Source organism: Edaphobacter lichenicola, from assembly GCF_014201315.1.
GTDB lineage: Bacteria > Acidobacteriota > Terriglobia > Terriglobales > Acidobacteriaceae > Edaphobacter > Edaphobacter lichenicola_B.
Map to the genome: position 1 here is coordinate 215,516 of NZ_JACHDY010000007.1, position 10,749 is coordinate 226,264.

Sequence of the window (10,749 nt, forward strand, 5' to 3'; positions counted from 1 at the left end):
GTTCCTGTGGTGCTTGATAGTGGTCGTAGACGTTGGCGTGGTGCAGACATTTCACTGCTATTGCTGAGGCGGCAGAATGGAGCTCCCGGCTTTCGCTGCAGCTTGCTCGATGAAGTCTGCGACTGCTTTCGGCTGAGAAAGCATTGGCACGTGACTGGAGGGAACAGTGATCGCTGTGGCCTTCATTGCCGCCGCTTCGGCCTTCTCAAGCTCCGGAGAGACAGCGCGATCGTTACCGGCAATCACGGACCAGGATGGCTTGGTCCTCCACGCGGCGGTCGTGATCGTGGCCCCAAATACAGCTGCTGCAGTTGGACTCTGTGTCGCCGTCAACAGCTGCTTCTCCTTGTCTGGCAGATCCTGGGCGAAGTCTTCAGCGATTCCCTTTGGGGTCACAGTCAGAAAACCTTCAGCATCCGCCCGGACCTCGCTGCCTAGCGGAGCCGGCGGAAACGGTTTGGTGACCGTAGCAACGGACTCACCGTCCGACGGCGCGAGCGCAGCCACATAGACCAACCCGACTACCTTTGGATCGTTTCCTGCCTCCGTGATAACTACTCCCCCATAGGAATGGCCCACCAGCAGGACAGGGCCATCCTGCAATGCGATGGCGCGCTTGGTAGCGGCGACGTCGTCAGCCAGCGAGGTCAATGGATTCTGCACGGCGACCACATGCAATCCCTTGGCTTGAAGCAGTGGAATCACTTTGGACCAGCTTGATCCATCGGCCCACGCACCGTGGACAATGACAATATTTTTAACTCCTTGAGGGGAGTTCGTCTGAGCGATCGCTCCCGTGCGAATCACCGCAGTCAGTAGAAATCCTGCAATTGCAATCAAAGCAGTTCGGTATGTTTGCGAGAGTTTCATATTCTTCTCCTTCGTTGAATCGTTGAAGTCATGGTTTATCACGCTCTTGCCGCAATCACAGCACGCGAGAGCCGACGCCGTCCTTGTAAAACGGTCTCCTTACAGGAGGTTGATCGTAACGTCGATGTTGCCACGTGTGGCATTGGAATATGCGCATGTCTTGCTGTGCGTGGCGTCCACTATGGCCTGGGCGACTTCGCGCTCCAAGCCCGGCAGACTGACGTTAAGCCGTGCTCGGAGGAAGTAAACGTCGCCAGAATTGCACAGGTCTATTTCGGCATCGACGGCTATCTCAGCCGGAAGTTTGGCCTTCATATTGTTGGCCACAACCCCCATCGCGCTAATGAAACAGGCCGACCACCCAGCGGCAAACAACTGCTCGGGATTGGTACCAGTTCCTGGGATTATGGGAGCCGAGAACTTAACATCTAAGCGGCCATCATCACTGCGTGAGACGCCGCCCCGCCGACCACCCGAAGTATGGGTCTTCGCGGTGTACTGTACCTTCATGACTTCCTGGGTTGAACCAGCTACTCCGTTGTTTTTTTGATAAGTGGTCATCCTTGTTTTTCTCCGTGCGCCGGTCAAAACCGGCAAGGTGTAGTGAATGAACGTTTCATTCGTTGAAGGTTCTCCGAAAGGAGGGAGCACCGCTCCCTCCTTCTCAGTTATTGACTTCGAACGTCACCTCAAGCATGACCGGCGCGCCCAGAGGCAAGCTGGTTACTCCCAAAACGGACCGCACGGACATCTTGTCTTCTCCAAATACATCCCGGAGAAGCTCCGATGCTGCGTCCGCAACGATAGGCTGGTTGTGAAAGTCTCCTGCTGTTGCCAGGTAGACCTTCACGCTGACAACCCTCGTCACGCGGTCTAGTAACCCCAGGTGCGCCTTCGCGACGGAAAGAGCATTCAGGGTCGCAGTTCGTAATGCATCCCGGCCTGCAGATTCATCGAGCTCTCTACCGAGTCGCCCAACGGATTGAAGTTTGCCATCCTTGACTGGCAGCATTCCGCTGAGGAAAAGCAGACTGCCGGACCGGACGGCCTCAACGTATGCGCCAAGCGGGTGAGGAGCATTGGGGAGCACAATCCCGAGGTCCAGCAGCCGGCGCTCCGCGCTGACCGGCTGCGGACTGTTCGGGCTTACCATTTGCCGTTGTGCGCACCGCCGTCCACGTGTAGCACCTCCCCAGTGATCTGGCGCGATTCGGTGAGATAGACTACCGCGTTTGCGATCTCCTCCGAAGTTGAGATCGTGCCCATCGGCGACAAGGTCTTGAGGAAATCCTTCGGGTTGTCTTTGTGGAGAGGAGTATCAACAACTCCTGGCGCGACCGCGTTGAAGCGGATGTGTTCCTTCGAATACTCCGAGGCCAGGCTGCGAGTGATGGCCTCGAGACCGCCCTTCGTGATCATCGGCAGGGCCACCGGCAAACCACCGATGGGATTTTTCACCAGCGATGACGTGATGGCCACGACGCTTCCACCCGACTTCTGGGCGAGCATCTGCTTGACCGCGAGCTGGGTGATGTAGATATAGCCTTCGAGATTCGTCGAGACGAGGGCACGGAAATCGTCAGCGCTGTAATCCGTGAAGGGTTTTGCCGAGAAGATGCCCGCGTTGTTAACAACGACATCAACCGAGCCGAACTTCTGAACGGTGGCCTCGATCACTTTTCGAGCCGTGACAGCCTGGCCGATATCTCCGTCCACCAACACAAGCTTGTCGGAAGCCTTCAACTCAGCCGACTTGGTCGCATTGCGAGAGGTGCCCACTACGTTATAACCACGTTCCAGGAACGCCTTGACTACTGCAGCGCCGATTCCCTGGGAGGCGCCCGTCACGATTACCGTCTTTTGAGTGTTTGCCATTTATTGCTCCTATCGAACCAATACTGCCAGCACCGCAGATGGCAACATGAGGATGATCCTTCAACGTTGGCGATGTCGCACGTTGATGCGTCCATCTGCGTTCAAGCTGGAATATAGATGTGAGAGGAGACCGCTACGAGGCCCGATTTGTTTTGATACCCGCTATCGCTCTAGTCGATAGCTTCCAATTGTCGATCGAGGATCGCAACGTCCGAGATCTGGCGACTCATGTTCAAGAAGGTGTCGAGTGCGCTCGTCGGGTAACGATCATGTCGTCTAACAAATACAGTCTCTACCTGCGCCTGATCCACTGGGAGCTCATGCACAGTCACGGACTGATCTGTCCAAAGTCTATTCACCAGCATCTTCGGCAAGAGCGTTATACCTACGCCTGCAGTGATGCAGGTAATGATTGCATCAAGAGATGCAAATTCCATCACCACGTAACGAATACCTAGCCCATCTAGGATAGAGCTGAGTCTTTGACGGTAAGAACACCCCTCTCGAAACACAATGGCTTTGAGATTTTCAACTTTAGCGAGGTCATCGAGGTTCCGTACGGATAAAGAACTTACGAGAACAAGCTCTTCGAAGAAGAGTGACTCTTCGCTCAGTTCTTGATGATGAATAGGCCCTGCCACAAAGGCACCATCTAACTCGTGTTCCACCACCTGATTCATCAGAGATGTCGTGGTACCCGTAATGATGGCTAACTCGACCTTCGGATGTTCCTGCGCGTATTGGGCTATAAGTGTTGGCAGCCGCAGTCCAGCTGTGGTACCCAGCATTCCGATACGCAGTTTCCCCTTTGGAGTTCCATCCTCTTTGACCGCCGTGATGGCTTGCTGGAACAGTGCACGTATCTGCTCCACGTAGGAAAGGAGGCGTAGACCAGCTTCACTCGGCACCACACCACGGCTGTGCCTGACGAATAGCTGAACGCCGAGCTCTTCCTCCAGGAGGCGAATGCGCGCGGTGACATTTGATTGCACCATGTTCAGTTCAGCCGCCGCCCGGTTCATGCTGCCGATCCTTGCCACGGCGTCCACAATCCTCAAGTCATCTGCGTCCATGTGCGTTTTGCCTCCACATGCCAGTATAGAGACGAATCTCTTTCCAATTAGTCGGTTTTCTCAGCAAGGTGCGCCACCTTTCGATCCAACACCGTACCTTTACCTCGCTGTCGAAGCCTGCGTTCAGCGGTAGGAATCAACGTTATTTCCTATGAGGTCTCGACATTATGTACCTAGATTCCGTCGTAGGAGGAATACCCATAGGGAGTCCAGTAATCTCTTGGCTCTTTCACGGAATAGGTAATCCGCGTAATGGCCTTCACATTCTTCAAACCAAGTTTTACGGGTACCAGGAGACGGAGTGGTGCTCCATGTTCCACCGTGAGGGGCTGACCGCTGAGGTGTGTGACCAGTAGCGTCTGCGGATGGCGTGCCGTTGCCAAGTCGATTGAGACAAAGTAGGGATCAGGATTTCCCGAGTTGTCGAGATTGACCGACGACTCCACCCGAGCCCATTTCGCCTGCGACATCGGTGGGTAGGCACGAAGCAGGTCATCGAATCTCAGACCAGCCCACCACGCGATCGCACTCCAGCCTTCAACGCAAACAAACCGGATAATTTGCTCATGCATGGGGAAGCGATTCATGAGCTTCCGAATATCGAGACAGACGCTCAAGCCGGAATCGAGCCCTTCCAGAGTTAGATTCCATCCCGATATATAGCCAGGGTCAGGAGTGGCTCCGTTGTAGTTGTTCTTGATCGGGGTAATATGAGATTTCGTGTATGTAGGCACCATACGATTCAGCGAGTAGAGTGCTTCAGCCACGTCATCGTCGATACGAAGAGCTTTGTTGAGCATCCACTCCTTCCTCGGCGAACTCATATCTCGGCGCACACCCAGGCGGCTGAGTGTATTTTGTGGCAAAAGAAATTCAGCGCCTGCCGCCGCTGCCACCGCGCCGATTCCAAACCCCAGGACGTCGCGCCGGGTTCGATAGCGCAGTACCCGGGGAGCCATCACAATTACAGGGAGAGGCTGCTCTTCAAAGAAGCTTTGCTGTTTCTTCACGAATAAGGGTTCCACTGCAATGGGTGGAACCACTTCGTCAATTCGCGGCGCAGGCTCTACTGATAATGAGGGCGATTCATCTGCATCTCCGGATTGCTGGATCGTTTCAACGGCCTCGGACCTCTCAATGACTATTGAGGCGGAAAGATTCGCATTCTGAGGGCCAGTCTTCGCTAACTCTTCCATCTCCTGTTTCGCAGTAACAGAGGAAGCGACTTTATCTGTTTGCAGTGCGTGACCCACTGATGATGAAGGCGATCCATCCGCATTCGCGGGTTGTTCGACCGATTCCACGCCCTGGCGAGTTTCAGCGCCTACTGGGGCAGTGGGGTTAGTATCCTCAGAGCCAGCCGCCAGTGACTGCGTGGTTTCCAAATTCGATCCAGTACTCGTCGAGGGAATATCTTCCGATCCGACTGAATTGCCTTTCTCCTCATTGATCACTTTCGATGACCTCCGACCGGTCTACTTTGGCTGACCAACCTACGATCATTGCGCGAAGCGTATCCCACCCGTCGGCGAGAACCAGAATCACATGCGGCACAACAAAGAAAATGAAGAGCCACATAAGCCAGAAATGCCATACACGCGCTGTGTCAAAGCCTCCGAATAGCGCAGCCAGCCAATGGAGTTGCATCGGTTTATGAATCGCCCAGCCTGTGGCAATCGAAAGAAATCCGGCGACCGGAACAGAAAAGTATGCTGCACGCTGGAGCGCGTTGTACTTTGTGTTGAAACGGGGATGCAACCATTCGCGGTGTGCGAGTTTAGCGAAGGGAACGCCGAGGTAGTATCGAAAGATCCTGAACGCGTCAACCACGTCGGTCCTGCGAGGCAGCAAGGAGCGCCATCCCCCTCCCATGACTAGCCCTGCAGCGTACACCATGCCGTTTAGCATGAATAGATAAGCACACAACCAATGAATGCGCAGGGCAGGCGCTAACATGCCTGGCCCCAGGCTCATGTGGTTGTAAATCCAGTCGGGCGGACTGGCGGAATGGTGTTGACCAGGGAGATGCGCGCAGATCCAGATCCCGATATCCGCTGCCACATCGAAGTTTCCGGTAGCCGGATCTGGCTTGTGTTGATAGACCGGCGAAGACCAGTAAATGGAGATGCCGCTCAGAATAAGGCCAAGAAGGAGCGGGATGTTCAGCCAGTGGCTGCAGCGCACCAAAAGTTGGTGCCGTTTAGCCACGAGCACGCCTGGCTGTTCCAGTAACGTGCTCGTGGAACTCGGTCCATGAGCAGGGGATGCCGAAGGGTTCACTTTCTGAAACCTCAACTGCATTGTTTAGTGGGACGCTGCTGCCGGAACGAACTGAAAGATCTTGTCAGTTACGAGCGTTCCGTCCGGGAGCTTCTTAGTCGTCGCGTAGACGGCATCGCCAGGGGTAAAAGTAACCTGTTGGGGGACGACTTCTGTGACGGGGACACCAGGCGGTACGGAGATCGTCTGGGAGCCGTCCTGGTAGTTAACCACCAGCGTGGTACCGTTGCTATTCTGGACCGTTCCGTTCGTCATGCGGGAGTGCGATCCAGCAGGGCGAGAGACCGAGCCGTTGGTCATTCTGCTGTGAGAGCTTGCACCCGGGGGGTCTGTCAGGACGCTACCTTCCGCAGCTCCCCTCAACTCCATGGGAAATATGAAGATCTGCTTCGCGACTTGCTTACCGTCCTGCTCCGCCGACGCAACTCCGATATAAGGCGCCGCTGCTACATGGCTCAAATCGGAGGATACCTGTTTATAAGTTGTGAGGTGCCCTTTGACAACGACGTGGACTACGCCTGAACTCGTCGCAACATCGAGGGTCTTACCATCGAATGCCTGGAGCTTCCCGATGATACCGTCAATCGGAGGGGCGGCCTTCGCCTGGGCTTGGACTGTGAGTGGCGTTGCCAGCGTAGCGAGCAAAGTGGCATAGACGAGACGCCGTAGCGAATGTTGATTCATTTCAGATCTCCTTGTTGTTCCGGCATCAAGCATCAATTGATCCTTGCCGGTGGTTTTACGTTGTTGAGTTTCGCGGCTTTCTCCGCGCGAATTCGGGAAAGCGAAATCACGCGGAGGCCGAGAACGATTCGTGCAGATCTTCTAGGTAGCTGGCCCGAATACCGCAATCGAACGGACTTGCGATTCGATTGTCTCCCACCTAGTTCTTCAAAGGTGTGGTTGCAAGGATCTCCACTTTTTCGATCTTCGGAGGAGTCGCGAACAATTCGTTAGCCCGCGCCCCCAACGCCTTCGCAATCTCGCCAGTCAGATGAGCATTGCGGCCCGCTTCATTTGCAAAGGTGTCGAAGATGCCGAACCTCCCCGGCCCAAGCTTGATCGCATACCATTTCAGGGTCCCATTTTCATTGAGCGCGAGGGGCTGAGCCGAGTTTAGAAAAACTTCGGCTTCAGCTTCCTTGCCTGGGCGTGCTTCGAGCGTGACTAGCAATCCGATTGCTTCCATTGAGTTACCCTCCTGTGTTGAGTTATTCCCGGCCGATTGAACCTGTCCCCGGGATCCCAAGTTGTTGCGGCATCCTGAGCGCGAGCTGCCGGGTTGAATCCAAAAGCAGCTGCCAGCAGAGCGACCATCGCAACAGGAAACATGCGGCGATGGCTCGTGCCAAGCGGATGTTGTTTTATGACTTTGACACGCATCGAGCCGACGTGTCCGTGTGCATTGGAGGGGAGCATGACGCTGCCCAGCTTTCCTTTGCTAACCGTGACGTATGAATCTTGAGCGACGCCAAGCCGTACTTGTTCCTGCTTGTGAGCGAATGGTAGAGATCGCTTGGCCTCTCTAAATACATCGCGGAGAAGCCAAGTCGGACCCTGTTCTTAAATCACTTCAAGCTTTACGTCGAGATTGTTCCGGGTAGCGTTGGAGTATGGGCAAACCTGATGGGCTTTCTCGACAAGGGCATGTCCGTCGGCAGGGAGCAATCCGGGCAGAGAGATAGAGAGTCCGACTACAAGGCCGAAACCACCCTCAGATCTCGGGCCAATGCCAACAGAAGCCGTCACAGAAGTATCCTGAGGAACCTTCGGTCCCCCTTGCGAGGAAACAGCCTTCATTGCACCAAGGAAGCAGGCAGCGTATCCAGCTGCGAACAATTGTTCAGGATTGTTCCCTGGGCCACCGGGGCCACCTAACTCTTTAGGAATCGCTAGCTTTACATCAAGACTCCCGTCTTTGGTCGTAGCGCGACCGTCACGGCCGCCGATCGCAGTAGCCTGCGTCGTATAAAGAACATTTACTGACATATTTCTCTCTTTCTTCACGAACTTGAAATTGATCGGATGAGCACAGCTAATTGCTTGCAGAGCTGTAAGAACCTACTTGCGCGGACGGCTAGGAGAGCTTGACACCCATTACGTCTAACTGCTAAATCGCCGGAGGCTCTGCATGGCAAGCTTCCGCCTCAGAGCCGAAACGCAAACCACATGGGAGTCGTCGTCTCCCGGTTCGCAAGCTCGAGTCCCTGCATCAAGAACGCAGCGAGCTCCTCTTCTTTGCCCGATTTCGCTTCCAGGCGGACAAAAAGGCCAACTTTATCATTTCATTGCTCCTATAGCCATAAATGGCTATGTCTCAATCTAGGCGCTGGTGGGCGATTTAGCCATTGGCAAAACTGCCATATTTAGTATCATATGAGCCATGCGTGTTTATGTGCTTGCACTCGATGGTGTCTTCGATCTGGGCTTGTCGGCGATCCTGGATGCACTACAAACTGCGAACGAATTGATTGAGATGACTGGACTCGCTGTTCCACAGTTCGAAGTCAAGATCGTAGGTATGCGAAAGACAGTCCTAACCGCACACGGCCTGAAGGTTCCGATTCAGCCAGTCGGAAGCCAAACCCCTGACTGCGTTATTGTCCCGGCAATCGCATGCAAGAGAGCCGATACTCTGAAAGCAGCTCTGGCCAGGCCTGACGTCCGCGATGCTGCGAAGGCGTTTCGAAAGTGGGCAAGCGACGGGGTAAGGTTGAGTGCTGCCTGTGCGGGAACCTTTGTGCTGGCTGAGTCTGGCCTGCTCAACCAGCAGCGCGCAACCACCACTTGGTGGCTGGCGCCGATGTTTCGAGAACGATACCCTCAGGTACTATTGGACGAATCGGACATGGTGGTCAAGTCAGGGAACGTTGTGACCGCCGGAGCTGCTCTAGGCCACCTCGATCTTGCCCTATGGCTGATACGCGGTGTTAGCCCCGAGCTCGCCTCGCTCACCGCAAGATATCTCATCATCGATTCCAGACCCTCCCAGACTGCTTATGCTCTTACTGATCACCTAATCCACTCTGACCCGGTTGTACAGCTCTTCGAACGCTGGGCGCGTGCGAGGCTCAGGCGCGGATTTTCCCTCGACAGTGCTGCGAAAGCCGTAGGCGCAAGCAAAAGGACGCTTACCCGGCGGCTACAGTGCGTGCTAGGGAAATCTCCGATGTCGTATTTCCAAAGTCTGCGCGTTGAACGCGCGGTGCATCTCTTGAAGACCAGCAAGGCAAGTGTCGAAGAGGTCGCCGCACAAGTTGGGTATAAGGACGGTGGAACGTTGCGACTCCTTCTGCGACGTCGGCTCAATCTCGGAGTGAAGGAGATAAGGAGAACTTTCTAAACGTAGCGACGTACATCGACGAGATCCTTCCTTTATGGGAGTCATGTTCATTCCCTTCGGCAATGGTGTTTGGGGGCACGGTTCCCGCTATCTTCCGGTCCATGAAAAGACCAAACCAGATTGTTTGTCGCAATTCTTCATATCAGCGTGCGGGCCGTATCCTCAAAAACTTGAGGGCATGGGGTATTTCCGCCTGGCGCGCGACTCCGCGGATAGCGCCCGCTTGGCCGGGGCTTCTTGACGGGTAGTGCAAAACGTGCGGAGGAATGCACAGCGAAGGACCACCGCCGGTTCGATCCCCGTTTCCAAGGCGAGAATTTCGCCGCCAACATGAATGCGGTTGAGATCGTGCGGACCATCGCCGACGCCATCGGCGCAAAGCCAAGCCAGGTGGCCCTCGCTTGGCTGTTGGGCAAAGGCGATTTCATCGTGCCGATTCCGGGCACGAAACGCCGTGTCTACCTTGAGGAGAATGCCGGCGCCGTGGATATCAAACTCAGCGACGACAACGTGGCTCGCCTGGAGGCAGCATTACGCCCTGAAGCCGTCTCCGGACCGCGCTACAACGAAAAGGTCATGGCGTGGGTTGATCGCTGATCTGAACGAGCCAAACCGTTTGAGGTAGTCGCTCTGACTCAACGAGGTTTCGATCCACAGGTGCCCTGGGCTCAGGAGTTAGAAGAGGCCCGGGAAGTCCTTGAAGGGCGATGGAAGATCCTTATACTTTTCCATCTTTTCACTGCGCCCGTGCTCCGCTTCTCGGAACTGCGTCGAGCCGGAAGGTCTATCCGGAGGTGCCGCACAAATCGCCGATTCACTCAGCGAACGATCCATGAGGAGTATTGAAAGATACCTCCTGTTTGGAATTCTGGGTGGAGCACGGCTTACATGGAAGCTATCTCCCCCTGGTGGCTCTGCCTTTACCTCATCGTGTACTCGTTGTACCTGTTGCAAGCGAATTTCGTGGTGATGAGAAAGGCTTTCGTTTTAAACAGGGGCAGATGAGAAGATGCTGGTGCAGAAGCGGAGGCAGATCTCCTTATGAGTTACATCCAAGGCGAGGGACGGAGTCAGGGAACACTGTTTCCTGTGGTCTTGGACGACTTCGTACCCGCAGATCACGTGTGCCGTGTGATCGACGCGTTCGTCGAGAAACTCGAGATGTCAGACCTCGGCTTCGAGCGCGCTAAGGCCGCCGATACGGGACGGCCTCGCTACGATCCGCGCGACTTCTTGAAACTGTATCTGTACGGATATCTGAATCAGATCCGCTCGTCGCGGCGCTTGGAAGCTGAGTGCCGTCGGAAC

General features: G+C 55.0%; 13 protein-coding genes and 1 pseudogene. 4 read left to right on the forward strand and 10 right to left on the reverse strand.

The genetic code is table 11. The annotated features are described in order from the left end of the window. Positions 1 to 57 precede the first annotated feature (57 nt). The 10 genes from HDF09_RS19570 to HDF09_RS19615 all read right to left on the reverse strand — a co-directional run bounded on the left by HDF09_RS19570 (position 58) and on the right by HDF09_RS19615 (position 8,087). Positions 58 to 870, reverse strand: coding sequence for an alpha/beta hydrolase (locus HDF09_RS19570; RefSeq protein WP_183769140.1), 813 nt, complete (start codon positions 868 to 870; stop codon positions 58 to 60). A 99-nt stretch (positions 871 to 969) separates the two neighbouring features. Further along, the gene (locus HDF09_RS19575; protein ID WP_311720070.1) at positions 970 to 1,521 is read right to left on the reverse strand and encodes an organic hydroperoxide resistance protein; all 552 of its coding nucleotides are present in this window, start codon (positions 1,519 to 1,521) and stop codon (positions 970 to 972) included. A gap of 13 nt (positions 1,522 to 1,534) precedes the next feature. Next, positions 1,535 to 2,023, reverse strand: a complete 489-nt coding sequence (locus tag HDF09_RS19580) for a RidA family protein (RefSeq protein ID WP_183769141.1) — start codon at positions 2,021 to 2,023, stop codon at positions 1,535 to 1,537. Beyond that, on the reverse strand, positions 2,017 to 2,745 hold the full coding sequence (locus tag HDF09_RS19585) for an SDR family NAD(P)-dependent oxidoreductase (protein WP_183769142.1): 729 nt from the start codon (positions 2,743 to 2,745) through the stop codon (positions 2,017 to 2,019). The genes HDF09_RS19580 and HDF09_RS19585 overlap by 7 nt, the downstream gene beginning before the upstream one ends. A 170-nt stretch (positions 2,746 to 2,915) precedes the next feature. Beyond that, positions 2,916 to 3,818 carry a LysR family transcriptional regulator gene (locus tag HDF09_RS19590; protein WP_183769143.1) on the reverse strand — a complete coding sequence of 301 codons (903 nt, stop codon included), beginning with the start codon at positions 3,816 to 3,818 and terminating at the stop codon, positions 2,916 to 2,918. Between the two features lie 173 nt (positions 3,819 to 3,991). After that, on the reverse strand, positions 3,992 to 5,272 hold the full coding sequence (locus HDF09_RS21195; protein WP_183769144.1) for a molybdopterin-dependent oxidoreductase: 1,281 nt from the start codon (positions 5,270 to 5,272) through the stop codon (positions 3,992 to 3,994). Next, a complete protein-coding gene (locus HDF09_RS19600) occupies positions 5,262 to 6,032 on the reverse strand; it encodes a cytochrome b/b6 domain-containing protein (RefSeq protein ID WP_183769145.1) in 771 nt (256 codons plus the stop codon). The genes HDF09_RS21195 and HDF09_RS19600 overlap by 11 nt, the downstream gene beginning before the upstream one ends. Before the next feature lie 90 nt (positions 6,033 to 6,122). Then, entirely contained in the window at positions 6,123 to 6,782 is a 660-nt protein-coding gene (locus HDF09_RS19605; protein ID WP_183769146.1) for a hypothetical protein, read from the reverse strand. Between the two features lie 199 nt (positions 6,783 to 6,981). Continuing rightward, positions 6,982 to 7,287 carry a putative quinol monooxygenase gene (locus HDF09_RS19610; protein ID WP_183769147.1) on the reverse strand — a complete coding sequence of 102 codons (306 nt, stop codon included), beginning with the start codon at positions 7,285 to 7,287 and terminating at the stop codon, positions 6,982 to 6,984. Between the two features lie 374 nt (positions 7,288 to 7,661). After that, a complete protein-coding gene (locus HDF09_RS19615) occupies positions 7,662 to 8,087 on the reverse strand; it encodes an organic hydroperoxide resistance protein (RefSeq protein ID WP_183769148.1) in 426 nt (141 codons plus the stop codon). A 394-nt stretch (positions 8,088 to 8,481) separates the two neighbouring features. Between HDF09_RS19615 and HDF09_RS19620 the strand changes: the two genes are divergently transcribed. From HDF09_RS19620 to HDF09_RS19635, 4 genes and pseudogenes are all read left to right on the forward strand, one after another. Continuing rightward, entirely contained in the window at positions 8,482 to 9,441 is a 960-nt protein-coding gene (locus HDF09_RS19620) for a GlxA family transcriptional regulator (RefSeq protein WP_183769149.1), read from the forward strand. A gap of 231 nt (positions 9,442 to 9,672) precedes the next feature. Then, positions 9,673 to 10,038: pseudogene (locus tag HDF09_RS19625) on the forward strand (aldo/keto reductase); the annotation flags it as partial. Positions 10,039 to 10,098: 60 nt separating this feature from the next. Further along, entirely contained in the window at positions 10,099 to 10,287 is a 189-nt protein-coding gene (locus HDF09_RS19630) for a winged helix-turn-helix transcriptional regulator (protein WP_311720074.1), read from the forward strand. A 195-nt stretch (positions 10,288 to 10,482) separates the two neighbouring features. Then, positions 10,483 to 10,749: transposase (locus HDF09_RS19635; RefSeq protein WP_183769151.1), on the forward strand; the 267-nt coding region annotated here is incomplete at its 3' end.

Bases quoted from the DNA above. Each gene is read 5' to 3' on its own strand.
- HDF09_RS19580 (WP_183769141.1), bottom strand. From the start codon at position 2,023: ATGGTAAGCCCGAACAGTCCGCAGCCGGTCAGCGCGGAGCGCCGGCTG.
- HDF09_RS19610 (WP_183769147.1), bottom strand. From the start codon at position 7,287: ATGGAAGCAATCGGATTGCTAGTCACGCTCGAAGCACGCCCAGGCAAG.
- HDF09_RS19615 (WP_183769148.1), bottom strand. From the start codon at position 8,087: ATGTCAGTAAATGTTCTTTATACGACGCAGGCTACTGCGATCGGCGGC.
- HDF09_RS19590 (WP_183769143.1), bottom strand. From the start codon at position 3,818: ATGGACGCAGATGACTTGAGGATTGTGGACGCCGTGGCAAGGATCGGC.
- HDF09_RS19585 (WP_183769142.1), bottom strand. From the start codon at position 2,745: ATGGCAAACACTCAAAAGACGGTAATCGTGACGGGCGCCTCCCAGGGA.
- HDF09_RS19605 (WP_183769146.1), bottom strand. From the start codon at position 6,782: ATGAATCAACATTCGCTACGGCGTCTCGTCTATGCCACTTTGCTCGCT.
- HDF09_RS19620 (WP_183769149.1), top strand. From the start codon at position 8,482: ATGCGTGTTTATGTGCTTGCACTCGATGGTGTCTTCGATCTGGGCTTG.
- HDF09_RS19570 (WP_183769140.1), bottom strand. From the start codon at position 870: ATGAAACTCTCGCAAACATACCGAACTGCTTTGATTGCAATTGCAGGA.